This window comes from Coprococcus sp. AF38-1 (assembly GCF_003603945.1).
Taxonomy (GTDB): domain Bacteria; phylum Bacillota; class Clostridia; order Lachnospirales; family Lachnospiraceae; genus Coprococcus; species Coprococcus aceti.
The window spans coordinates 112340-139264 of sequence record NZ_QVGO01000005.1; the positions used below are offsets into that span (position 1 = coordinate 112340).

At 42.1% G+C, this 26925-nt stretch carries 14 protein-coding genes; 13 read left to right on the forward strand and 1 reads right to left on the reverse strand.

All coding sequences use genetic code 11. The features are described from left to right. Positions 1–237: 237 nt before the first annotated feature. The 13 genes from DW025_RS08595 (at position 238) to DW025_RS08655 (ending at position 24869) form a co-directional block, all read left to right on the forward strand. The gene (locus DW025_RS08595) at positions 238–1227 is read left to right on the forward strand and encodes an NAD(P)H-dependent glycerol-3-phosphate dehydrogenase (RefSeq protein WP_117548926.1); all 990 of its coding nucleotides are present in this window, start codon (positions 238–240) and stop codon (positions 1225–1227) included. Between the two features lie 217 nt (positions 1228–1444). Further along, positions 1445–12127 carry a Cna B-type domain-containing protein gene (locus DW025_RS15320; RefSeq protein WP_119999578.1) on the forward strand — a complete coding sequence of 3561 codons (10683 nt, stop codon included), beginning with the start codon at positions 1445–1447 and terminating at the stop codon, positions 12125–12127. A gap of 174 nt (positions 12128–12301) precedes the next feature. After that, positions 12302–13768, forward strand: coding sequence for a stage IV sporulation protein A (spoIVA, locus tag DW025_RS08605; RefSeq protein ID WP_119999580.1), 1467 nt, complete (start codon positions 12302–12304; stop codon positions 13766–13768). A 122-nt stretch (positions 13769–13890) separates the two neighbouring features. After that, positions 13891–14649: a segregation and condensation protein A gene (locus tag DW025_RS08610; protein ID WP_022216424.1), complete on the forward strand. Its 759-nt coding sequence runs from the start codon at positions 13891–13893 to the stop codon at positions 14647–14649. Positions 14650–14662: 13 nt separating this feature from the next. Then, positions 14663–15337, forward strand: coding sequence for an SMC-Scp complex subunit ScpB (scpB, locus tag DW025_RS08615; protein WP_015534975.1), 675 nt, complete (start codon positions 14663–14665; stop codon positions 15335–15337). A gap of 101 nt (positions 15338–15438) precedes the next feature. After that, positions 15439–16626 (forward strand): D-alanyl-D-alanine carboxypeptidase family protein, encoded by a 1188-nt coding sequence (locus tag DW025_RS08620; protein ID WP_119999689.1) that lies wholly within the window; start codon positions 15439–15441, stop codon positions 16624–16626. A 66-nt stretch (positions 16627–16692) separates the two neighbouring features. Then, a complete protein-coding gene (locus DW025_RS08625; protein WP_165852751.1) occupies positions 16693–17604 on the forward strand; it encodes a dipicolinate synthase subunit DpsA in 912 nt (303 codons plus the stop codon). Positions 17605–17651: 47 nt separating this feature from the next. Continuing rightward, a complete protein-coding gene (locus tag DW025_RS08630; RefSeq protein ID WP_118757737.1) occupies positions 17652–18233 on the forward strand; it encodes a dipicolinate synthase subunit B in 582 nt (193 codons plus the stop codon). A 232-nt stretch (positions 18234–18465) separates the two neighbouring features. After that, positions 18466–18666, forward strand: coding sequence for a type II toxin-antitoxin system Y4mF family antitoxin (locus DW025_RS08635; RefSeq protein ID WP_015534972.1), 201 nt, complete (start codon positions 18466–18468; stop codon positions 18664–18666). Beyond that, a complete protein-coding gene (locus tag DW025_RS08640) occupies positions 18666–19001 on the forward strand; it encodes a HipA N-terminal domain-containing protein (protein ID WP_082418041.1) in 336 nt (111 codons plus the stop codon). Before DW025_RS08635 ends, DW025_RS08640 begins: the two co-directional genes overlap by 1 nt. Next, the gene (locus DW025_RS08645) at positions 18998–19948 is read left to right on the forward strand and encodes a HipA domain-containing protein (protein ID WP_117548932.1); all 951 of its coding nucleotides are present in this window, start codon (positions 18998–19000) and stop codon (positions 19946–19948) included. The genes DW025_RS08640 and DW025_RS08645 overlap by 4 nt, the downstream gene beginning before the upstream one ends. 163 nt (positions 19949–20111) lie before the next feature. Next, entirely contained in the window at positions 20112–20765 is a 654-nt protein-coding gene (locus DW025_RS08650; RefSeq protein WP_119203055.1) for a TetR/AcrR family transcriptional regulator, read from the forward strand. Between the two features lie 42 nt (positions 20766–20807). Beyond that, a complete protein-coding gene (locus DW025_RS08655) occupies positions 20808–24869 on the forward strand; it encodes a leucine-rich repeat protein (protein WP_165854771.1) in 4062 nt (1353 codons plus the stop codon). Between the two features lie 106 nt (positions 24870–24975). On the opposite strand, the gene asnB is transcribed toward DW025_RS08655, so the two are convergent. Further along, positions 24976–26832 (reverse strand): asparagine synthase (glutamine-hydrolyzing), encoded by a 1857-nt coding sequence (gene asnB, locus DW025_RS08660; RefSeq protein ID WP_119999583.1) that lies wholly within the window; start codon positions 26830–26832, stop codon positions 24976–24978. Between the last annotated feature and the right edge of the window lie 93 nt (positions 26833–26925).

Here is a 26925-nt window from a genome sequence, read left to right on the forward strand (position 1 = left end):
AAAACTGAGATTATGGTTATGTGATATTTATACGCAGTGAAAAGTGTATTAAAAACCGTTGAATAGAATAATGTGAGTTTACATAACTGGACAAAAATCTAAAAATACAGTAAAAAATTGCAAAAACATCCATGTATTGTCACTATGGACTGGATTAAATGATGAAAAAAAGTTAAAATAGAAAAAGTGATTCAAGGATTGAAAAAAGAAATATAAATATTTTGGAGGTATTTTACGATGAAAATAGGTGTTCTTGGAGCAGGTGGATGGGGTTCTGCACTTGCTAATCTGCTGGCAGGAAATGGACACGAGGTTATAGTGTGGTCTATAGATGAGAGAGAGGTTGCCATGCTCAAGGAATTTCATGAGCAGAGAGACAGACTTCCGGGCGTTATACTTAACAACAGTATTGAATATACAACAGATGCGTCAAAGGCTGTTATCGGTCAGAAGATGATAGTGTGCGCAGTGCCTTCTCCGTTTGTCAGAAGCACAGCAAAGAGCATCGCTGACAAGGTGAGCGACGGACAGCTTATCGTGAATGTCAGCAAGGGAATAGAAGAGTCCACACTCAAGGCTCTCGTGGAGATCATTGAGGAAGAAATTCCACAGGCTAAGGTGGCTGTCCTTTCGGGTCCGTCACATGCAGAGGAAGTAGGCCGCGAAATACCTACAACGGTAGTTGCCGGTGCCCGTGATATAGAGATTGCAAAGACGATCCAGAACGCATTTATGAACGATTATTTCAGGGTATATACAAGCACTGATGTGACTGGTATTGAGCTGGGTGGTTCAGTGAAAAATGTAATAGCTCTGGCAGCCGGAATATCAGATGGACTTGGACTTGGCGACAACACGAAGGCTGCTCTTATGACCAGAGGAATGGCGGAGATCATGAGACTTGGACTTGCCATGGGCGCAGATGTCAAGACGCTGTCAGGACTTTCAGGAATGGGAGATCTTATAGTTACATGTACATCCAAGCACAGCCGTAACAGGAATGCCGGTTATCTCATCGGTCAGGGGAAGACCTATGAGGAGGCTATGGCGGAGGTCAAGATGGTTGTTGAGGGTGTTTATTCTGCCAAGGCAACACTGGCACTTGCCAGGGAGCATGGGGTTGAGATGCCTATCGTTGAAGCAGTCAATAACGTATTATTTAATGGCATGACGGCAAAAGAGGCTCTCACAGAGCTTCTCAACAGAGACAGAAAGAGTGAATTGTAATCGATTATATTTTATATGTTTGATATATTTCGATAGATTATGCTGCCGAAGAATAGTAGTACAAAATCACCTAATAATTAAACGATAAAGTAAATGTGAACAAAAAAGCAACAGAAAACTGTTCTTTTTGTTCACAAACTGTTTACAATTACCATGTGTTATGATAAATTTAAAGCAAGTTTGTAATTCGAAAAATAATTAGAAAAGAGGTATTACAATGGCAAAAACTACGAAAAAGCTTATAGCACTGCTGCTGGCGGTAGTTATGATAACTACGTTGATTTCGCCTTCTAATTATAGTTGGTCAAATGCGGCCGAGACGAGAGGAGGAGACGCATACGCCACGGCTACTGATTCGATAGCAATGCTGTCGAGTGCAGCAGTAACCGGAAATCTTGAAGATTATATTACTGGAGCTACGATTGCTGATAAAGCAGGTAATATATATGGTAGCAGTTCCAGACCGTCCACAACGCCGCTTCCTGTAGATCCAAATGATCCTACAAAAGCCGGTGTAGATATCCAGATGTCTATGGATATAGTGTTCCCGGAAGATGTTGTTAATAGCATATTGGAGTCTGGTGAAGATGCAACATTTACTTATACGATGCCGGATACCATAAAGTTTAATTCCGATATTCTGAATAAGGATATAACTGATGGAAGTGGTAACAAGATCGGTTCGTATTCAGTTGTGAACGGAGTCCTTACTGCGACTATCGATCATACAGCACTCAAGGGGGGAGCCCAGCTCAAGGCTTTCTTCAAGGCGTGGATCGATATGGATCTCACAAAGTACAATGAGAAAAACCAGGTCGAGAACAAATTCACAAGCACTGTGATTGTGACTGTGGATGTGGATTTCAAGCCTGATGTGGATGTGAAGAAGACCGCATCCGAGGGTAGAGTTACAGATCCTAAGGATGGATATGTATACTTTGACTATACCGTAGAAGTTTCATCCAATCATGGAAGTGCCAGTGAGGATCTGAACTTTAGTGATGTTATAGCCAACGACATAGCAGGTGTCACACCTGAAGTTACAGATATAAAGGTGATCAAGTCTGACAACACAGACTGCAGCTCGTCACTCACATATAACAGTAGTACCTCTACTATAGAAGGAACTCTTCCTGCACTCGGTGCAAAGGAGTCATATAAGATAACCTATACAGTAAAGAGTAAAGTCGATGATCTTTCTCAGGACGTGATCAATCTGAACCAGAGCAATATCGCGGAGGCTAAGAATTCAAAGGTTGATGATAAGGATCAGACCAACAAGGGCTACCAATATGTGAAGGACGGTGCCACAGATCTCAAGGTTACAAAATCCTCAGATGGTGTGAGCAATTATCCTGACGATCACAAGATAGTTTACAAGTACAAGGTTATAGTAAGTTCTGAGTATGGAAGCGATGGTGATATTACACTCGATGATATTCTTGCAAATGAACTTGACTCAAAACTTGGATCTGATGCCAAGAGAACAGTACAGAATGTTACATGCAAGCTCAAGGACAGCAATGGTCAGTACACAGATGTCACATCAAATGGATATGTGACTCCTGCGACAGGAACCATAGGAAACGGTGACACAGTTATAAAGGGAAATCTTCCGAAGCTTGACGCTAATTCACAGTATGAGATCACATACGAAGTTGTTGTCTCAGATATTGCCGATGACATCGGAATCATAAATGTACACAATAAGAATGGTGTAGACGTGTCAGATGATTCACATGACGAGCATACTGATAACGACAGCAGTACATGGTACAATGCCGGCAAGTCTACAGCATCCATAAGTAAGACCGGTTCACTGTCAGGTGACAAGTCAACCATAACATGGACAGTAACCGTGAATGCGGATAAGAAGAAGAATCTGACAGGAATGTCAGTATCGGATATACTCACAAAGAACGGAGCAGAGCTCACAGACGAAAAGACGTGCAGTGTATCCATAAATGACACAGCTGTGTCAACCACTATCAATCTTCCTGCAAGCTTTGTGGAAGAGAATGGTAAACTTTATTTGACGGATGGAACTTCAAGGGTTGAGGTGACAGAGAACAAATCCAAGATCGTGTTCATCTACACAACAGATTCATCCAAGCTTGATAAGCTGACTGATGTTTATAAGAATGTAGCGACAATAGAGAAGAACGGAGTTACGGACAGCGCCAAGGCGACTGTAGAGGTGGCCGGTGATTCAATAAAGAAGGAATTCGTATCAGAGACGGAGAACGATGATACATATACCCTTGCATGGAAGTCTACAATATCTGGCGTTGACAAGCTCAATGCGAATGATACATATACTGACTCTGTAACATATGATAATGGAGCACTTCCAAAGCATTACTTTACGGCAGATCAGATAAACGGACTTACAATAGCTGGCCTCACAGAGGAAGTTGACTACAAGGTAAAGGTAACATACGCTGACTTCTCAAATGTATGGGGGCCAAAGTTTGCAACTGTTGACAGCGTTGCAGATGTTCCAGCATCATCTGACAACTACATAATGGGATATACAATAGAATTCCTCAGAGATATAACAGGTACAGAGGAGAACCCGATAGATTATGTTATCACATATAATACGACAGTAAAGTCTGACAGCAAGTATACGGCAGTCAATAAGGGTACTCTTACTATTGATGGTTCATCCAAGACATCACAGGATTCACATCCTGTATCTGGAATACCCCAGGGTTCTATAGTAGAGAAGTACAGCTATACCAATGGCGCTGACGAGAAGGAGAGTATTGTCGGATATGACAAGGCCAACAATGTGTTCGTATATAAGGTAGTTCTCAACGGTGACTTTGCGTATGGAGATGGAGACAGACTTTCCTTTACAGATACATTACCTGAAGGGACGGTTCTTGACACTACGTATTTAAATAGCAGTATGTTGCCAGGTGGAAAAGGTGAAACGGCAGGTAATATACAGGGTATTTATTTTGTGACATATTATGGCTATGAGAACAGCAAGAACAATCCTGACATAGGTGCGTCTAATTTTATTAAGAATTATACAGTCTCGAATAACCATATCAGCTTTGATATTAGCTCACTTAAATTTTATAGCATTAATGCCAAGGTCGTTATGTACTATGCAGTCAAGGTCACAAAGGATATATCATCCGTTGTTGGTGGCAGTGACGTGGAATTCACCAACAATTGTTCGGCAACAGTTGTCAGAACCGACGGTTCAACTAAGACCAAGGATGACAGCGCAAAGGTTACTGTGACTGGACCGAATATTACCAAAACTGCAGGAAACTATGATAATGACACCAACAGTATTGAATATACTGTGTATATCAATGAGAAGGGTGAGGCTCTTGGCAATACAGGATCCATAACTGTAGTTGACAAGTATGACTACAGCAATGCGGATGCAGTAAAGAGAGTATTTATCAAGGATGGTTCGCTTAAGCTTCTGTACGCAGATACAGGCGCTGAAGTTCCGGCGGACAAATACAGCTATACATATGCAGATGATACGACAGCTAAGATGTCTACACTGACACTCACCATGCCGGATGAGACAAAGTTTATCCTGAAGTATACATATACTCTTGTATATACAGGTAAGCTTACAGCGGATGTTAAGAACAGCGTTGGTATTCTTGGATCTACAAGTTCGGCAGATTCGTCATCGACGGACACGAACATCAATGATCAGGATTCATCAATGGGAACTGATACAGAGCAGTTTAATCTTTCGATAATAAAAACTGACTCTATAATGACAGGAATCAAGCTTGCTGGTGCGAAGTTTGAGCTTTACAGATATGGTGATCCAAACAACAGTGCAGACACTAACTGGAATCTCATGGTACCTGGAAGCGATGAGGAAAGAGTAACTAACGAACAGGGAAGACTTACATTATCAAGTTTGTATTATAATTACTATTACAAGCTTATAGAGGTGGAAGCACCTGAGGGTTATGAGAAGCTCACAGATCCTATATACATATATGAGAACAATATCTCATCCAGCCTGACAGGACCGAAACCTGCTGAGGTGACAACTGATTCTATCTCAGACATAGTCCTTGACAGCAAAGGTTCACAGGATTATACACTGCCAGTAGATAACACTCCTGAGAACAGAAAGATAACTGTTAAAAAGGTATGGAAGGATGCCGCAGGTGGAACACTGAAGGATATTCCGGTTGACAGTATAACAGTTAAGATCTATGCATCAACTAATCCATCAAGTTACGACAAGAATACAGATCCTGTTGTAAAGACAATTACCTTAAATAGTGCAAATAAGTGGACAAGCGATGAGATAGAGCTTAAAGTAGCTGATGCAAATGGCAAATACCTCTACTACTTTGCAGAAGAGGATTTTGATAATGCTGATTACCAGGTCACAATAAGTAATAATGGAACAGCAACCGGAACGATCACCATCACGAACACCAACACAAAGGTGACAAATGAGACGATCGATATTCCTGTAACCAAGAAGTGGGATGACAGCGACAACATTCTGTCAGCAAGACCAAAGAGCATCAAAGTTACACTTGCCACAGAGGATGCGGCGGGCAATATAACAAAGATCGTTGACAAGACACTTACACTCAATGATTCAAATAACTGGAGTGGAACATTTACAGATCTTGATAAGAAGGATGCCGATGGTAATCTTATCAACTACACTGTAGATGAGGATGACGTAGAAGGATATACAAGCGATGTTCAGCTCACAAAGGATGAGAACGATGTAGTTACCGCTGCAACGATCACAAACAAGTTGAATGTTGGAAGCCTTGTTATCACGAAGTTCTTCAGCGGAGACCTCGATGATACAAAGCTCACAGATGCACAGAAGAAGCAGATCACATTTACAATATCAGGCCCTGAGGGATACAAGGGACCTACAATCGTAACATATGATCAGTTTTACTTAGGAAGCTACGTTATCAATAATGCTCCATATGGAAAATACACTGTAACAGAGACAAGTGCAGCGTTTGATGGATATGCACATAAAGTTACATATACTGTAGGTTCATCAACAGGCAATACGGCTGCGGATGTTGTTATTTCATCATCGTCATCATCACTTGTGACTGTGGCGAATGAATACAAGGCATTTATCACGGTAAGTGGAACCAAGGTTTGGGATGACAATAATAATCAGGATGGCAAGAGAGCTGAGGATATTAAAGTCCGTCTTATGAATGGAACGACTGAGGTCGCAAGTAAGACGGTTACCCCTGATGCGTCAGGTAACTGGGATTTCAGCTTTGCTGATCTTCCAAAGTACGATGATAACGGCAATGAGATAGCTTATACCGTTAAAGAGGATGCGGTTGCGGGTTATGATACCAAGATAACCGGCGACGTGAAGACTGGATTTGTCATCACCAACAGTCATACACCTGAGACAATTGATATCAGCGGAACAAAGACATGGAATGATGCAGATAACCAGGACGGAAAGAGAGCTTCTGAGATTACAGTAAGACTTCTTGCAAATGGCAATGAGGTTGCTTCAAAGAAGGTTTCAAAGAATGATAACTGGAAGTACAGTTTCACAGATCTTCCTAAGTATGACAACGGATCAGAGATCATGTATACAATAACAGAGGATGCTGTTAAAGATTATACAACTTTGATAGATGGATATAACATCACCAACAGCTACACACCTGGTAAGACAAGTATTTCAGTGACAAAGGTTTGGGATGATAACAATAATCAGGATGGCAAGAGAGAAAATAGTGTTAAGGTCAAGCTCCTTGCTGATGGATCAGATGTTGCAGATTCAGAAGTAACACTGAATGCCGATAACAACTGGACAAACACATGGAACGATATTCCACTTAAGTCCGGCGGTAAGGATATAACATATACTGTTGAAGAGACAAGCAATGTGCCAGGATATAAGGCTGAAGTTACAGGAGATGTCAAGACAGGTTTCACTGTTACCAATAGTCATACACCTGAGACGATAGATATCGATGGAATAAAGACCTGGAATGATGCAAATGATCAGGATGGTAAGAGACCTAAGAGCATCACAGTAAATCTCCTTGCAAATGGTCAGACTTACAAGACAAAGTCTGTTACAGAGGCAGAAGGTTGGAAGTACAGCTTTACAGGTCTTCCAAAGTACAGCAATGGTCAGGAGATAAAGTATACCATCACAGAGGACAGTGTGGAGGGATATACAGCAGCTCCAAATGGTTATGATATTACAAACACACATGTTCCAGAGACTACAGATGTCAATGTCACGAAGATCTGGGATGACGCTGGAAATCAGGACGGCAAGAGGGCAAAAGAAATCACTGTCAAATTATTTGCTGATGGCACAGAGGTTGCCGGCTCAGAGGTAACTCTTAAAGAGGACAACAACTGGACGTATACATGGAAAGATCTTGCAGTTTATAAGAACGGTACGGCTATAGCTTATACAGTAGATGAGATCACCACAGTGACCGGATATACGAAGAAGGTCACGGGTGATGCCAAGACAGGATTTGTCATAACAAACAGCTACACACCAGAGACCATCGATATAGCTGGTACAAAGACATGGGATGATGCAAACAATCAGGATAGAAAGAGACCTGAGAGCATCACTGTAAATCTTCTTGCGGATGGTCAGTTATACAAGACAAAGACTGTTACAGCTGATGAAGATTGGAAGTATAGTTTCAAAGATCTTCCAAAGTATAGCAGTGGCAACAAGATAGTTTATACCATCACAGAGGATGCGGTTGATGATTATTCAACTGTAATAGACGGATATAACATTACAAACACATATACACCGGCAAAGACAAGTGTATCAGTCACAAAGAGCTGGGATGATGCAAACAATCAGGACAGAAAGAGACCTACGAGTGTAAAGGTTCAGCTGCTTGCGAACGGAATAGCAGTAGATGGCTCAGAGACTATATTAAAAGCAGATAACAACTGGACACATACATGGACAGATCTTGATGTGAACAAGGATGGAGCTCCGATAGCTTACACTGTAGAAGAAACAGATATTACTGAAGGATATACTCCAGTGATAACCGGAGATATGACAACAGGATACACAGTTACGAACAGCTACACACCAGAGACGACATCAGTAAAGGGCGTTAAGATCTGGGACGACGGTGAGAATCAGGATGGTATCAGACCTCCAAGTATCACAGTCAACCTGATTGCAAACGGAACAAAGATCAAGAGTCTTGAAGTCACAGCAGCAAATGACTGGAAGTTTAGTTTTACAGACCTTCCTAAATATGCAGATGGATCAGAGATAACATATGAAGTAACTGAGGATGCTGTTTCCGAATACACTACAGCTGTGACAGGAGACGCAGAAAACGGATATACATTTACCAATAGTCACACGCCTGAAACGATCAATATAGAAGTAACAAAGACCTGGAACGATGCAAACGATCAGGATGGCAAGAGACCAGGAAAGATTACGGTAAATCTTCTTGCAGATGGAGACATATATGCTACGAAGGAAGTAACTGAGGCAGATGGTTGGAAGTACAATTTCACGGATCTTCCAAAGTACAAAAATGGCAATAAAATCACGTACACCATCACAGAGGATGCTGTTGAGGACTATCAGACACTTGTCAACGGATATGATATCACGAACAGTTATACGCCAGGAAAGACAAGTGTATCAGTTACAAAGGCCTGGGATGATGCTGATAACCAGGATGGCAAGAGAGCTAGAAATATAAAAGTAAGACTTCTTGCCGACGGAAACGTAGTTGCAGATTCTGAGGTGGATCTCAGTGATGCCAACAACTGGAGTCATACATGGAGTGATCTTGATATCAACAAGAATGGATCACCTATTGAATATACTGTTGAAGAGATTACATCGGTTGAAGGATATGCAACAGTTATCACAGGATCTGCGAAGACCGGTTATATCATCAAGAACAGTTACACACCAGAGACAACTTCAATAAGTGGTAAGAAGATATGGAATGATGCAAATGATCAGGATGGTAAGAGACCAGGAAAGATCACAGTAAATCTTCTTGCAAACGGAGTGAAGGTGGCTGATAAGGAAGTTACAGCTGCGAACGGCTGGAAGTACAGCTTTACAGATCTTCCAAAGTACGCAGGTGGCAACGAGATCACATACAGTATCACAGAAAATGCTGTTGAGGATTATCAGACACTTGTAAATGGATATGATATCACGAACAGTTACACACCAGGAAAGACAAGTGTATCAGTTACAAAGGCTTGGGATGATGCCGACAATCAGGACGGCAAGAGAGAGAGTTCAGTAAAGGTTGAACTTCTTGCTGATGGAACTCCTGTCGTTGGATCAGAAACAACTCTCAGTGCTGACAACAACTGGACATATACATGGGCAGGACTTGATGTCAAGAAGAGTGGTGTGAATATCGTCTACAGTGTAAGAGAGATAACCGCAATTGATGGATATACAACCACAGTCACAGGCGATGCTGAGACAGGATTCACAATAAAGAACAGCTATACACCAGAGACGACATCAGTGAGCGGCAGCAAGACATGGGATGATGCGGACAATCAGGACGGCAAGAGACCTGGAAATATCAAGGTAAACCTTCTTGCAGATGGCAGTGTATATGCTACAAAGACGGTAACCGAGGCAGAAAACTGGGAGTATAGTTTTACAAATCTTCCAAAGTATAGAGATGGTGGAATTCAGATCAAGTATTCTGTATCTGAGGTTGATGTACCAGAATATACAGGTGTGGTTACAGGTTATAATATCACGAACAGTTACACACCGGGAAAGACAAGTGTATCAGTTACAAAGAAGTGGAGTGATAACGATAACCAGGACGGCAAGAGAACACCTAGCGTAATGGTTTGTCTTCTGGCTGATGGACAGGTTGTAGCTGGCTCTGGGGTAACACTCAGCGAGGCAAATAACTGGACACATACATGGAACGCTCTTGACGAGAAGAAAAATGGACAGACCATCGACTACACAGTTGAGGAGACTACAACTATAGATGGTTACACAACAGTCATAACAGGAAATGCAGCTGATGGATATGTGGTTGACAATCAGCACACACCTGAGACAATCAATGTATCAGGCACTAAGACGTGGGTTGATGACGATGATCACGATGGTCAGAGACCAGATTCGATAACAGTTAAGCTTCTTGCAGATGGTATTGGTATAAAGAGCCTCGTGGTTACAGCAGATAATGACTGGAATTACAGCTTTACGGATTTACCAAAGTACAGAGATAATGGAACCATGATCAAGTATTCTGTATCAGAGAATGCTGTTTCGGGATACAAGGCATCTGTTACTGGATATGACATAACAAACACATACAAGCCAAATGTTATAAAACTTACCAAGACCATAAATGGAGATATTACAGCAGATGATGCAGCGGCAAATGTAACGTTCAATGTTACAAACAATGCAGGCTACAGTAAGATCATAAAGCTTACAGACTCTGAGGTGGCAAAGCTTGGAAATGGCAAGTATGAGATAACTCTTGTAAATGTGCCGGATGGTACATATACAGTTGAGGAAACATCATATGCATATGATGGAGCAGCGGTAACAGTCAGCTATACTGTGGATGGAATAGACGGTGAAGGAACAGATGCATCCGGAATAACACTTATTGGTGGAAATACAGCTGATGTAGAGTTCGTTGATACCTACAAGCTTGGCACTGTCAAGTTCACTAAGGCTGGACTTTATAAGGAGTCATGTGCTGAAGAACCTGATGATGTAAAAATGCTTGATGGTGTAGAGTTTGCGCTCTATGAGGGTACAGATACAGAGTGTGAGAATCCTGTAATGACAGCAACAAGTGTAAATGGTGTTGTGACATTCAAGGATCTTAAGATTGGTACGTATCTTGTAAAAGAGAGTAAGACTATCGGAGATTATATTATCGATAACACAGTCTACACAGCAGAGGTAACAGAGGCAAACATTGACACTTATGCAGTGTTAAATGGTGTTCAGGATAACACACTGATAAATGATCTTCCTAGAACAGATCTCAAGATAGAGAAGGTTGCAGAGGAGAACAATGGCATTAAGCTTCCAAATTCAGTATACGGACTCTACAAGGAGAACGAGAATGGTGAGGAAGAGCTTGTCGCTAAGGCTACAACAGACAGCAACGGAGTTCTCAAGTTTGACGGTATTTTGATCGGCACAGAGTATACGATCAGAGAGATACAGGCGCCGGATGGATACTATGTATCTGAACAGCCAATATCAATCAAGTTCAAGAAAGATGAGAACGGAAAGATTACAGTTGAATCATTTGACGGTGGTTTTAATACTGACACAGGTAAAGTCACAGCCAGAGTTGATGAGAATGGAAACATTACATGGCTTGAACCTTCAGTAAAATACAGCTTTGAGAAAGTAGATGAGGATGGTGTTCCTGTAAAGGGCGCAACACTTCGACTCGAGGATGCTGATGGAAAACTCATTGATGAGTGGGTAACAGATGGCAGTGCGCATGAAGTCAACAATGTACTTGTAATTGGCAAGATCTATGCACTCATAGAGGTTAAGGCTCCTTCGGGCTATGACAAGGCTGATGATATACTGTTCACAGTTTCTGATGATAAGGTTGCAGCCGGTGAGGATATTGTAGTGACTATCACAATGGTTGATAAGAAGACAACAACGACCGAGACTACGGAAACCACAGAGACAACCGAAACCACAGAGACAACCGAGACAACACAGACAACTGAGACTACTGAAATAACAACAGAGGACAAGAACAAGCCGGATACTGGTGACAGAGCTCCTGTTGTACCAATAGCAGTTGTGCTCTTAATAAGTCTTGCCGGATGCGGTGTTATTGTGGCATCTAAAAAGAGAAAAGATAATCAGAGCAGCAAGTAATACAAAGCTGTGACATGTCCCCCGGGAATATCACCTTATATGGTGGTATTCTGGGGGATTTTTTTGTTCATAAAACAGCAGTTACATTCATATGCTATATATAGAAAATGACCGTAGATCTATTGTGTTTACAGTAATATAATTATGTAAATAAATAGCATGTCAGGAGGATGTATGGAGGAGTATCAGGTATATCAGGATATCAAGGCGAGAACAAACGGAGAAATATACATCGGCGTAGTCGGTCCGGTGAGAACAGGAAAATCCACATTTATAAAAAGATTTATGAACCAGATGGTTATTCCTAACATTTCAGGGGAAAATGACAGGCAGCTTGCACAGGATGAACTGCCGCAGTCGGCATCAGGAAAGACCATAATGACGACTGAGCCAAAATTTATACCAAAGGAAGCTGTATCAATCAATGTTGCTGACAATCTGGATATGAAGGTAAAGATGATCGATTGCGTGGGATATGTCGTCAAGGATGCCGAGGGTCAGTTTGAGGATGGCAAGGAGAGAATGGTGAGAACGCCGTGGTTTGACTATGACATTCCGTTTTCCAAGGCGGCGGAGATAGGCACAAACAAGGTTATAAATAACCATTCAACTGTTGGGATTGTTGTGACCACGGATGGCAGCTTTGGTGAGCTTCCGAGGGAGAGCTATCTTGAAGCTGAGCAGAAGACTGTTGATGAGCTGAAGGCCATTGGGAAGCCATTTGTCATTCTTCTCAACACCGACAAACCATCCAGCAGTCAGACGGCCGCGCTCTCGGCAGAAATGAGCGATACATATGGTGCAAGTGTTATTCCGGTAAACGTGGAGCAGCTCAGAGAATCGGATATTACATATATTTTTACAGAACTTCTTATGAGCTTCCCTGTCACATCTATATATTTTGAGATACCGAAATGGCTTGAGGTTGTCGATGATGACAATGAGATCAAGAGCAGCGTTATATGTGATGCAGCCCAGATAATGGCGGCTGCAGACAGCCTGAGGGATATCGATCATATGGACTACCCTGAGAATGAGTATGTCAAGAGGTATAAGTGTTCCAGCATAAATATGGCGGATGGATGTGTGAATATAGACGTCGATATCTGTGATAATTATTATTACGCAATGCTGTCAGATATGATGGGCGCAGATATAACAAACGAGTACGATTTTATCACTGAGCTCAAATCCATGGCAGATAATCGTAAGTATTGTGTGAGTGTCATGGGAGCGCTTGAGCAGGTGAACAATGGAGGTTATGGCCTCGTTATGCCGGATAAGTCGAATGTCCAGCTCGGAAGTCCTGAGGTTATAAAGACCGGAGGAAAATTTGGAGTGAAGATATCGGCAAGCGCGCCATCGGTACATATGATCAAGGCGAATATCACCACCGAGATCATGCCTCTTGTGGGAAGCAAGGAGCAGGCGGATGATCTTGTCACATACATATCTGACAACAGCAATGATGGAGATATGTGGGGAGTTAATATATTTGGCAAGACCATAGAACAACTCGTTGACGATGGACTTAACAACAAGGTCAGCAAGATAGGTGCGGAGAGTCAGCAGAAGCTTCAGAATACCATGGAGAAGATCGTAAATGACGGAAATGGCGGAATGGTGTGCATAATAATATAAGATTGCATATTTATGGCAGGCTATGTTAAAATGTCTAAGGTATTCTGGTGGATGCCTTAGACATTTGATTGTCCGGGCATGGAACATTATGGTGGTTATCAATTCAGGATGGAGACGTACATATGTCTGCGATAGATGTAAAGCTTAATGTATTTGAGGGTCCGCTGGATCTTCTTTTGCATTTGATAGAGAAAAACAAAGTCAATATATACGATATTCCGATCGTCACTATCACAGAGCAGTATCTGGAATATGTGAACAACATGGAGGAAGAAGATCTTGACGTCATGAGCGAATTTCTGGTCATGGCGGCGACTCTGATCAAGATCAAGTCCAAGATGCTCCTGCCGAAGGATGAGGAGGATCCTGAGGATGAAGAGGATCCTAGAGAAGAGCTCGTCAGACGACTGCTTGAGTACAAGATGTACAAGTATGCTGCCGGTGAACTGAAGGATCTGGAGATTGAGGGAAACAAGGCATTTTTCAAGAAGGCGACCATACCGGCTGAGGTGAAGAATGTCAAGCAGGAGGTCGATCCTTATGAGTTGATCTCCAAGGCTGATGTGGATCTCCAGAAGCTCAATGAGATATTCAAATCGGTTATGCGTAAGCAGGTCGACAAGGTAGATCCGATACGAAGCAAATTCAAAGAGATCGAGAGGGAGGAGATTTCCCTTGAGGAGAAGATGGCGGAGGTAAGAGAAGAAGTCAGAGGACTGGAGGGCATAAACTTCAGGACACTGCTTGAGATGCAGGCATCAAAGATGAATATCATAGTCACATTCCTTGCCATACTTGAGCTTATGAAGATAGGCGCAATAGCGATCAGACAGGAAGATATATTCGGAGAGATAATCATTGATTCTCTGGATACTATATAGAGATGAGGTAACGATGAATAACGAAGATTTACAGAATGAGGAAATAGATGAAGTAAATACCCCTTCAGAAGAGAATGAGGAGGCCAGGACGGACAAGGAGTACAGTGACGATTATCTCACATCCGCCATCGAGGCTATACTTTTCTCAGTGGGTGAGTCTGTATCGATCGACAGACTTGCCTCAGCTCTTGAGATGGACAAGAGGAAGCTTACAAAGCAGCTTGAGGGTATCATATATAATTACAACAACAGCGACAGGGGTATCAGGATCATAGATCTTGACGGTTCGCTTCAGCTCTGTACGCGCAACGAATACTATGGAATTCTCGCCAAGGTTGTCAATACACCGAAGAAGCTTTCCCTCACGGATGTTGTTCTTGAGACTTTGTCTATAATTGCATACAAACAGCCGATAACAAGGCCCGAGATCGAGGCTATAAGAGGAGTTTCATGTGTACATGCCATAAACAAGCTCATAGAGTACAATCTCGTGCAGGAGGTTGGAAGACTTGATGCTCCTGGACGACCTATCATGTTTGGAACAACAGAGGAATTTCTCAGATGCTTTGGAGTGTCATCGACAAATGATCTTCCGATGATAAGCCCTGATAAGATAGAGGACTTCAAGAAAGAAGCGCTGGAGGAAGCAGATTTCACGCTCAGTGTAGATACGACATCCGAAGAATAACAGACATGTTCCTGTAATATAATATCATGACCAATATTATGAGGATATGACGGTATATGCATATGTTTTCTACAGGAAAAAGATCACGCATAAGGCGGTTTATGTTGCTTGTTGCAGCCTGGACTGCAGCAAGTCTGGTAATACAGTTTCTCGTTGGTAACAATATATTTATAAAAGCGTATGCTGAGGAAGACAATACAGCGGATGTACAGCTATTTGCCAGAAATGCGATTCTGCTGGATGGGGAGACTGGAGATATACTATATGACAAATGTAGTGATGAGCACAGACCCAACGCCAGCACGACCAAGATACTTACATGTATACTTGCAATCGAGTGCGGGAATCTGGCGGATGATGTGACAGCTTCATCCTATGCATCCAAGATGCCTGAGGTCAGACTTGGGGTTCGTGACGGCGAGAAGTACACACTTGAAGACATGTTGTACGCCATGATGCTCGAGAGCTACAACGACGCCGCTGTAGTCATAGCGGAACATATCGGTGGCAGTGTACAGCACTTTGCGGAGATGATGAACGCAAAGGCTGAGGAGATAGGCTGCCATTCTACATATTTTATCACGCCAAATGGTCTGGATGCCCAGGACGAAAATGGCGTCCATGGCACCTCTGCGGAGGATCTTGTCAGGATCATGAGGTATTGTATTCTTATTTCACCCCAAAAGGATGAATTTCTGAAGATTACCCGAACAAAATCATACACATTCACTGATAATACCGGAAATAGAACATTTGCATGCATTAATCACAATGTATTTCTCGATATGATGCCATGCGCATTGTCAGGAAAGACCGGCTTTACCTGCGATGCTGGATATTGCTATATAGGAGCTGCGGAGGTTGAGGGACATACATATATATGGGCTCTCCTTGGCTGCGGATGGCCGAATAATAAGACTTATAAATGGAAAGATTCCAGGGCACTTGTGGCATTTGCGCAGGAACACACCATATACACGGAGCTTAAGGCGCCTGCTTCGCCTGACATCAGGATAACATATTCATCGGGCTCGTCGGCAGATGGAAGCACAGCGACAAAATGCAGGCTGAACAGGACTGTGACAGCATCTGAAGGTAGTATACAGTATGTATACAAAGTCGCGGATACATTAAAGGCACCTGTGCATAAAGGCGCTGTGGCCGGTTCGCTTGAAGTGTACCTGGACGATGAACTTATAGATGTTGAGAATGTTATTGTGTCCGAGGAGATAGCAGATGTGACATTTAAGGATGAGATAATAAAAGTTTTATATCGTGCTGCAATGTAACATTTGCCTGGCACAGGCATATCCTAAATTATCAATAATATAAGGGCGGTGCACTGAGGTATGGATATGGATTGTGTATACTACGTGGTAGGCGGTGACAGGAGAAGCTGCTATATGTCTCTCAGTCTGGCGGAGAAAGGCAGTAATGTGTTTCATTTCGATCCATATGATGCCGATCTGCTGAGACATTCGCCGGTCACCATTATTTCGGGGGCTTCAGGAGTGGGCTTTCGCAGACTGATAGAGGGCGAATGTGCGTCTCCATCTGTAGAAATGCTGAAAGCTATCATTCTTCCTGTGCCTGTTACGAGGGATGGTGAATTTGTCAACGGCAGAACCCTTCTCACCGTGAACAGCATTCTGGAATGCAGCAAGGAATTTGACATTGTGTTTGGAGGCGGGATAGGCAAATATATGTCTGATACAAACGAAAATAGTCCTTATGTATTTGATTTTCTTGCAGATGATGTTGTGGCCGAGAGAAATGCAGTTGCAACCGCGGAGGGGGCAGTCTGCGATGCGGAGGAGCTGTCTGATATTAATATAGACGGAAGCGTATGTCTGGTGACGGGATTTGGCAAATGTGCCAGGGTTCTTGCCGAAAGGCTTGCATCCTGGGGAGCAGATGTAATAGTTATGGCAAGACGTCCAAAGCAGAGGAGTGATGCGGCGCTCATAGGCTACAAGGTTATGTCATTTGAGGATATTCCGATATATAGGCATATACTGTCAGAAGTGGATTTTTGCTTCAATACAGTACCTGCGAGAGTTGTATGTGAAGATATCCTGTCTCTGCTCAGCAGACATGCGGTTGTAATAGATATAGCATCTATGCCGGGAGGGGTGGATTTTGATTATTGCAAGGAACATGATATTCCTTATAAACACAGCCTGGGAATCCCGGGTAAGCTGTCTCCAAAGACCTCGGGGATGATTCTTGCCGATGCAGTGGTAGAGGCAGTGTCGGCTCACCGCTGAAATGGATTTGTATGAACTGACGCTTAATAAATAGGAGTGTATATAACATGGATTTATCAAAGTGCAATGTAGGTATGGCTATAACCGGTTCATTTTGTACCTTTGATAAGATTAAGATAGAAATAAAGAAAATGGTTGAGATGGGAATAAATGTGTATCCGATATTCTCGCCTCACTCCGCAGAGTACGACACAAGATTTGGAAAAGCTGACAAATTCGTAAATGACGTTGAGACGATAGCAGGGCGAAAGGGTATTTACACTATACAGGAGGCTGAGCCTATAGGTCCCAAGGCCTATCTTGATGCGCTGGTCATAGCACCTTGTACCGGAAACACCATCGCCAAGCTGACAAATGGCATAACTGACACCGCGGTTCTCATGGCTGCAAAGGCACATCTGAGGAACAATAAGCCACTCATCATATCTGTTTCGACAAATGATGCCATGGGTATGAACTTCAAGAACATCGGCCAGCTCATGAATATGAAAAATATTTATTTTGTTCCATTTGAACAGGATAACTGTGTGAAAAAACCCAATTCACTCATAAGCAGACTTGATCTAATCCCAGCCACCATAGAGGAGGCTCTTGAGGGAAGGCAGATACAGCCGGTTCTCATAAAGTAGTTTCACTGCACCCGATAGGGTATAAGTTTGTTGCTTATTGCGGCTATTATACCCTATCGGGTGTAGCTTTGCTTTATATAATATTTTTTATACCCGTTATGGTATAAAAAATATTATATTTGATTGAAATTATACCTTATCGGGTGTAATATATAAGGAGAATAGCGTATAAGAAGAATCACGTGTAAGAGGAATCACGTGTAGGAGGAATCACATATAAGAGGTAATAACGATGAATAAGATAGCTGAATTTATAAAGACTAACAGAAAAGAAGCGGGTCTTACACAGGAAGAATTTGCAATAAGATCAGGCCTTGGACTCAGATTTGTCCGCGAACTTGAACAGGGGAAAGAAACTGTGCGTATGGACAAGGTCAATGAAGCTCTTGCAATGTTCGGCATGGAGGCGGTTCCAGGGAGAAAGGATGATTGATGGTGGATAATACTTTTAGAACGGCTTATGTATATATAAGAAATGAATTTGCGGGAATTTTATGTGAGACCGACGAGGGATATACATTTTCTTACGATGAAGAATATCTTGAGAGAGAAAATGCCAGTGCTGTATCACTTACCATGCCATTGTCGAAGGACATGTATCGATCCAAGACTTTATTTTCTTTTTTTGATGGACTAATCCCCGAGGGCTGGCTGCTTGATGTTGTCAGCAGAAACTGGAAAATAGATGTAAGGGACAGGTTTGGATTGCTGCTTGTTGCATGCCGCGATGCGATAGGCAATGTAAGTGTCATGGAGGATCGCGTATGAATTGTTTGTGCTGTGGAAAAACTTTGAAAAATGACGACGGAACAGGCTGGCATAAAGCTTGTGTGAAGAGATTTTTTACGACGACTAAGCTGCCAGATATAGATATAGATGATCAGAAACTAAAAGTTCTTGCAGAGGAAAGTATAAACAAGGGTTATACGGTCCCGGGTGTGCAGAAGAAACTGTCGTTACACCTGCTTTCTGAACCAGGTAATCCAAGACTTACATTGGTAAACTACCCAACAGGATATATACTTAAACCTCAGGTTGATCAGTTTAAAGCGATGCCTGAAGCGGAGCAACTTGTGATGTCTATGGCTGATATGATAGGAATTTCAACGGTGCCGCATGCGTTGATCAAAGGAAATGGGCAGATGGCATATATTACTAAAAGAGTGGATAGGATATTCGAGAAAACAACTGTTGAAATGCTTGCAATGGAAGATTTCTGTCAGTTGGACTATCGTCTTACACAGGACAAATATAAAGGTTCATACGAGCGATGCGCAAAAATCATAGAAAAATATTCAAGTCGTGTAGGTCTGGATATGGCAGAATTCTATATGAGAATTGTATTTTCTTTCGTGACTGGCAATTCCGATATGCATTTGAAGAATTTTTCGCTTATTGAAACAGAGGTGGGAAGCGGAGATTATGTCCTCTCACCAGCCTATGATCTGCTGCCGGTAAATGTTATCATGCCTGAGGATACAGAGCAATTGGCGATACCGATGAATGGGAAAAAGAGAAATGTGAGAAGAAAAGATTTCCTTATATTTGCTGATGTATGTGGTTTAAGTCGGATATCAGCGGAGAAGATGATAAGTTTGGTAGTTAAAAATAAGGATAAAATGAAAAAGATGTGTGACGAATCTTATATACCTGAAAAAATGAAATCAGACTTCAATCATTTGATTGAGGAAAGAATGCTGATTTTGGCAGATTGATAAAAATTTAATATAATACGAAATCCCAGAAGTTACTTACTATCGAAATGTGATTCGAAATGTGACTTCTGGGATTTTGGTTGACTGACATAAGATAGTCCTGTAAAATATTCATTGTGAGACAGGGAGTATCACAATGTAATTTTGGAGTGTAAAGTAATATATGAGAGATCCGGAAAAACTGAAAGAGGAAATGGACGAGCGCAATAGAAAGATCCTTGACGTTGCATTTGAGCTGTTCGTAGACAAGAAGATAGAGGCGGTTAGCATGGGAGATATTGCAAGGGCTGCCGATGTGGGAAGGGCTACATTGTTCAGGTACTATCCAAGTAAGCTTGAGCTGGTCATAGCGGTATGTGCTGATCAGTGGAAGAGATACCTGGATGGCCTGGACGCGAGAAGACCTATATCGTCTGTACATGACATACCAGCCATAGACAGACTGATATTCACCATGGACAGTTACATAGACATGTATCAGAACCACAAGGCGTTGCTGAAGTACAACGATAACTTCAACTACTATGTAACCCATGAGGGCAAGAACAATGATCAGCTTGTAGATTTTCACAGCTCACTGTATTCGGTGGATACAAGACTTCACATGATGTATGAGAAAGCGAAGGTGGACAAAACTATACGGACTGACATTCCTGAAGCAGAATTCATGCGTGTCACTGTCCACTCCATGATGACGGCCTGCGCTCATTATGCGGAGGGCTTCATATGGGGATCGGACGACAACAAGGATTACACGGACGAGCTTATAATGATCAAGGAAATGATTCTTGATTATGCAACAAAAGGGATAAAGTAACAGAGTTTATAGGATAGAATGTTATGGAAATGGAGGTATGGAATGAGAAAAGAAATACTATTTAAGAAGGGAATTATAACAGCACTTACGGTGGCGATGGTTACGTCGCTGGCGCCTGTGATCGGGGCAGGTGGCTTAAAAACAATCACTGCGAAAGCTGAAGGAACAGAATCGCACAACTATAATTCACAGGGTTTTTGTACAGAATGTGATGCTTACCAGTCGGCGGTGCTCACTACAGACAAGTATGATATTGACGATGATAATAGCAAGGACGATGTGTACGAGATTGGAAATGCAGGTCAGCTGTACTGGTTTGCAGGACTTGTAAACGGTACTCTTGATGGAGTTGAACAAAACACATTAGCCAATGCAGTTCTGACAGCCAACATCACAGTAAATGAAAATCTTCTTGATTCCTTACAATACGATACAGAGGGCAACGTTTCCAACGGAAGTGATTTTATAAGCTGGACACCGATTGCAGATTGTATGGAAGATCATATAACACAGTATTCAGGAACGTTTGACGGAAATAATAAAACCGTAAGTGGTTTGTACTTTAATGGTAATTCAACACGTATTGGATTATTCGGAAGTTCAGAATCCGATGGCAACATAAAAAATGTTGGAGTTGTTGATTCCTATTTCAAAGGGAATGATTTTGTGGGCGGTGTGTGTGGACGCAATAGCGGCACAATCACAAACTGTTATAATGCAGGGAATCTTACCGCTATTGAGTCATCTGCTACTATAGGCGGTATATGTGGATACAATGATGGCACAGTCACAAACTGTTATAACACAGGAACTGTTACCGCTACCGGCCAAGTAGCTTCTGTAGGTGGTGTGTGTGGTTGTAGTACTGCACCAATTTCAAACTGTTATAACATAGGAACTGTTACTGCTACTAGCTCAAGTACTGATATAAGCGGTATATGTGGATACAATTTTGGGCCAGTCAAAAATTGCTATTACCTCGCAGACACAGAAGATGAAAATGGCGGCAAAACCGCCGCACAATTCGCCAGCGGTGAAATTGCGTATCTCCTGTCACAGGGCTGCTCAACCGGAGAAGGTGATAACACTGTGACTTACGATGGCTCCATCTGGGGACAGCCCATCGGGACAGACACATATCCTTTATTACATGGTGAAAAGGTATACAAGAACATAACTTATTTGGGCTGTAACGATTTGTCTGACGTTGTCTCAGTTGTGTATAGCAACGAAGATAAGACAACTTACGGAGACCATGACTATGTTGACGGAGTGTGCAGATACTGTGACGAAGAAGCATTGGCATCCGTAACAAGTGGTGAGATTATCACATACTATCCATCACTTCAGGATGCTATAGATTGTGCCGAAAACATACCTAGCAGTGTTGTTGCTGTTATTGCAGATACAGAACATAAAACTTGCTATGTAAATAATCCTGATTCCGATTTTACCATTGATATAAACGGAAATAATGTAAATGGGGTTACAGTAAACAATGGGAAAATAACAATAATTGATTCCAAAGCGAACGGTGAAATGCAGGGCGGCAGCTTAGTAGTAAGTAGTGATTCAATAGTAACGCTTGGCGATGTGAAGATATCAGAGTTAATAAAAGTCCATGGACAACTGGTATTAAATGGCGGAGATTTAGAAAGAATAAATTTATATGAAAACAGTGCGAAAGTATTCTTTAACAACAGTGATATAAAAATCAACAATTGTATATATTGGTGGGATGAATATTTTGAAGGACTGATTATAAATGCCGAACTTCACAATATTATTCCTATTATTCCAAATTGGTCTAGACTTGAAGCAAATACTCCACTTGTCGGGGCAGGAAATAATATTACATTGGATGTAAATTGGTTCAATATATTGTCAGGGGTTACGGAACGTGATATGACATCCAGCATAAAGGATAATAAACTTATAATTGGAGCATTGATCAATGAAAAAGTGAAGACCGGATTTGAGGAAGGCGCAACGTTTACTTATTCTGGCGCTGAATTAAAACCAACTGTTAAAGTATATATTAATAAAGTTTTACAGGATGATGAACAGTTAATAGAAAACACGGATTACATCGTATCATATTCCGACAACATCAATGCCGGCACAGCAACTGTAACCATAACAGGAATCGGCGCTTACTCAGGATCAAAGAATGTCACATTTACCATCGAGCCAAAGAAGATTGACAGTCCAACATTTGACGGACTTAAGTCTGAGTACACATACACAGGACAGAAGGTAGAGCCTGAGTTTACCCTTTGGGACGGCGATACAGTCATTCCACCAAGCGAGTATGAAGTCATATACAGTGATAACACAGAAGTTGGAACAGCTACAGTAACCATCAAAGATGCCTCCGGCGGAAATTACGAGGTGAATTGTAAGGCTGAATTCAATATAGTTAAAATTGATACAGTTATTATAAACGAACTTCCAGTGGCAGATGCTGTAAGCTATGATCCAAATAAAACTTTAGGAGCTATAAACCTTTCTGGTGGAAATGTACTTGACCCTTCAGGGAAAAACGTACCAGGAAGCTGGAGCTGGGCAGATGCCTCTGTTGTACCGACAGTGGACAATTCAGGTTATGATGTTGTATTTACCCCGGATGACCAGGAGCATTACAATTCGATCAGTGGAACTGTTCAGGCAAATGTCTCAAAGGCCGATGTAGAAGTAGTTGAATTACCAGCGGCAAGCGGAATAACATACGGTGACAATCTTGCAAAAGCTGTTATATCTGGAGGAAGAGTGTCCTTTGATGGTATTGATCAGGTTGAGATACCGGGAACATTTGCATGGAAAGATGAATCCATAAAGCCATTTGTATCTGACAGCGACAAGACGCTGTACACCGTTGTGTTTACGCCGGCTGACAGTGTGAATTACAACACAGCAGAAATTGAGATCACGGTAAATGTGAGCAAGGCTGCAATGCCGAATCTGCTGTTAAGTGTAGATAATACACATAAGACAGTCGGAAGTATAGCACTTCCGGGTGACTGGACATGGCTTGATAAAGACACTGAGACTGTGATAAAGGCAGGCGGATCAGTGGAAGCAATCGCTATATACGTTGGCGATGACAAGGAAAATTATGACAGCACAGAGCTTAAGATAACCATATACAGAGCGGCATGTTCAGAGGGGAAGACTGTAAAGTATACACTAAAAGGAGATAAGGCTCCAACCTGCACAAGGGCAGGAACTGGGCATACAGAGTGTTCAATCTGCGGTGATGTCATGAGCACAGGTGTATATGTAAAGGAACTTGGACATAAGTGGAATTCTGGCAGGGTGACAAGGAAACCGACATACACGGCGACAGGTGTGAAGACATTCACATGTACCGTGTGCAAGGCTGCGAAAACAGCAAGTATTGCCAAACTTGCAACAACAGATATAAGCAAGAAGACAAGCAAGATCACTGTTTCTGGAATAGAGAACAAGATCTACAACGGAAAGGTACATACCCAGAAGTCTCTTGTTGTAAAGGCTGGTGCAAAGACACTTAGACTGAACAAGGATTACACTGTAACCTACAGCAAGAACAAAGCGGTGGGCAAGGCGAGTGTGATAATACGTGGTAAAAATGCATATTCAGGAAAGATAACAAAGACATTTACCATAGTAAAGGCTGCCAAGGGAAAGACATATACAGTTGGAAAATTCAAATACACTATAACCGGAGCAAAGACAGACGGCACCGGAACAGTTGCAATTGCCGGTACAACGTACTCAAGGTCAGATAAGAAATTTGCATCACTGACCATCGCAGATACTGTCATTATAGGAGATGTAAGGTTTAAGATAACATCTGTAAGCGCAAATGCATTCAGCAGATATACGGCTCTAAAGAATGTCACTATAGGTAACAATGTGACAAGCATAGGGGCAAACGCATTTTTATCATGCAAAAACCTTAAGAAGATGACGATAAAGTCAGCTAAACTTAAGAGCGTTGGAGCTAAAGCCTTCAGTGGAACATACAATAAAATTACATTTGCTGTACCTGGGAATAAGGCCACAGCATATAAGAAACTGATAAAGAAGGGCAGTCCTTCTGCGAAAGCAATCTATAAATAACAAATATATAAATTGCCTGCAAAAACAAGACTTTCAGACCTCTTGTACATGTAGCGTATTCGCCATTTTCGATACGCCACATGTATACAGAAGGCTGGAAGTCTTTTTATATGTCAAGGACAATGGCATATTTTTTCAGCCAGTAGTCTACCTGAAGCAGATATGCCATCATCTGAGGGCCTGCCATGAGCTGACCGAACCAAGGTCTGCCGTAATCCTTTGGCGCATTTATGAAACTTTTCACATATTCTCTGTCGATGAGAGGCAGAAGAGGACTTTCCGGATCGTTTAGCACACAGAGAAGCCTCTTTGCAAGCTCCTGCTCATAATGAGGGTCATATGACTTTGGATAAGGGCTTTTCTTTCTGTACATGATCTCGTGCGGTACATAATCCTTCATGGCCTCCCTGAGAAGCTTTTTCTCACAGCCTTCGGAATATTTGTACTCCCATGGAACGTTGAACACATAATCAAGTATTCGTGGATCTGCAAATGGAACTCTCGCCTCAAGTCCGCTTGCCATGCTTGTTCTGTCCATTCGGTCAAGCAATGTCTGCATGAACATCCTGATATTCAGATAAGATATCTGCCTGCGCCGCTTTTCTGTATCGGATTCCCCCGGAAGAAGATTGATCTCGGACAGGAGAGAATTGTACAGTGATGACACATATCCCGGTATATCAAGACTTTCACGAAGTTCGGGCGACAGTACGGACAGTCTCGGTGACAGGTCTTTCATCCACGGAAATGTATCAGATGAAAGCAGTTCATCCCTGTAAAACCAAGGATAGCCTCCGAATATCTCATCTGCACATTCTCCGGTCAATACTACTTTGTATTCATTTGCCACAAGTGAGCAGAAGTAGAGAAGGGAAGAATCCACATCCGCCATGGTAGGCATATCCCTGGATTCTACGGAAGTGTAGAGGTAATCTGCAAGGTCACTATAATTGCAAGTCAGATATGTGTGGTCTGAATCTATGTGCGAGACCATCATGTCGACATATGGCCGATCCTGCTCCGGCTGAAATGCGTTTGACTTGAAATATATGGAGTTGTCCTTGAAGTCAAATGAGAATGTGTGAAGCTGCTTTCCCTGCTCCTTAAGCTTTGCCGAACACACACTGCTGACGATTGATGAGTCGATGCCGCCTGAGAGAAATGTACATACAGGCACATCCGATACGATCTGTCTCTCTATACTGTCCTTGACAAGATAACGGACTTTTTCCACAGTGTCTTCATAGCTGTCAGTGTGAGGATTGCTGGTTATGCGGTAATATGTGAAGTCTGTCATTCCGTAGGGTGAGAATTTCATGAAATGTCCCGGTTTCACTTCATCTATGTTCTTGAACACACCGCAGCCGGGAGTTTTGGACGGACCAATTCCAAACACTTCACACAGTCCATTTGCATCTATGACAGGTCGTATGCCCGGATAGCATAGTATCCCTTTTATCTCCGATGCAAATACAAGAGTCCTGTCGTCTGTCACTGAGTAATACAGTGGCTTGACACCGAAGTGGTCTCTGTACAGATATATTGTCTGGATATGCTCATCATATATTGCAAATGCAAATATACCGTTCAATCTATGTACAAAGTCCGGGCCATAATGTAGAAAGCAGTTGAGTATAACCTCTGTATCAGATGTTGTGTCAAATGTATATCCAAGGGCGAGTAGCTCCGATTTCAGCTCCTTTGTGTTGTAGATCTCGCCGTTGTACACTATGTATATATCATTTTCTCCGATTGTCTTTTTCATGGGTTGTTCGCCTCTTGTCACGTCACGTATGGATAGTCTGGTGTGAGCAAGCCCACAGTGGGATGACAGCACTGTATTCTGTGCATCCGGACCTCTGTGAGCAAGCGCCTTATTCATGTCGTTCAATATGTATGAGTATCGTTCATGTTCGGTATTGAAATCCCTGTTGGAGTTATAGAATCCTGCGATGGAACACATATATTTACCTCTTTTTGTGGTATCTATATATTATATTGGGGAGTTGATTTTATAGAACTTTTAGATGATATGCGGTTGTAGTATGATTAAATA

Bases quoted from the DNA above. Each gene is read 5' to 3' on its own strand.
- DW025_RS08595 (WP_117548926.1), top strand. From the start codon at position 238: ATGAAAATAGGTGTTCTTGGAGCAGGTGGATGGGGTTCTGCACTTGCT.
- DW025_RS15320 (WP_119999578.1), top strand. From the start codon at position 1,445: ATGGCAAAAACTACGAAAAAGCTTATAGCACTGCTGCTGGCGGTAGTT.
- spoIVA (WP_119999580.1), top strand. From the start codon at position 12,302: ATGGAGGAGTATCAGGTATATCAGGATATCAAGGCGAGAACAAACGGA.
- DW025_RS08610 (WP_022216424.1), top strand. From the start codon at position 13,891: ATGTCTGCGATAGATGTAAAGCTTAATGTATTTGAGGGTCCGCTGGAT.
- scpB (WP_015534975.1), top strand. From the start codon at position 14,663: ATGAATAACGAAGATTTACAGAATGAGGAAATAGATGAAGTAAATACC.
- DW025_RS08620 (WP_119999689.1), top strand. From the start codon at position 15,439: ATGTTGCTTGTTGCAGCCTGGACTGCAGCAAGTCTGGTAATACAGTTT.
- DW025_RS08625 (WP_165852751.1), top strand. From the start codon at position 16,693: ATGGATTGTGTATACTACGTGGTAGGCGGTGACAGGAGAAGCTGCTAT.
- DW025_RS08630 (WP_118757737.1), top strand. From the start codon at position 17,652: ATGGATTTATCAAAGTGCAATGTAGGTATGGCTATAACCGGTTCATTT.
- DW025_RS08635 (WP_015534972.1), top strand. From the start codon at position 18,466: ATGAATAAGATAGCTGAATTTATAAAGACTAACAGAAAAGAAGCGGGT.
- DW025_RS08640 (WP_082418041.1), top strand. From the start codon at position 18,666: ATGGTGGATAATACTTTTAGAACGGCTTATGTATATATAAGAAATGAA.
- DW025_RS08645 (WP_117548932.1), top strand. From the start codon at position 18,998: ATGAATTGTTTGTGCTGTGGAAAAACTTTGAAAAATGACGACGGAACA.
- DW025_RS08650 (WP_119203055.1), top strand. From the start codon at position 20,112: ATGAGAGATCCGGAAAAACTGAAAGAGGAAATGGACGAGCGCAATAGA.
- DW025_RS08655 (WP_165854771.1), top strand. From the start codon at position 20,808: ATGAGAAAAGAAATACTATTTAAGAAGGGAATTATAACAGCACTTACG.
- asnB (WP_119999583.1), bottom strand. From the start codon at position 26,832: ATGTGTTCCATCGCAGGATTCTATAACTCCAACAGGGATTTCAATACC.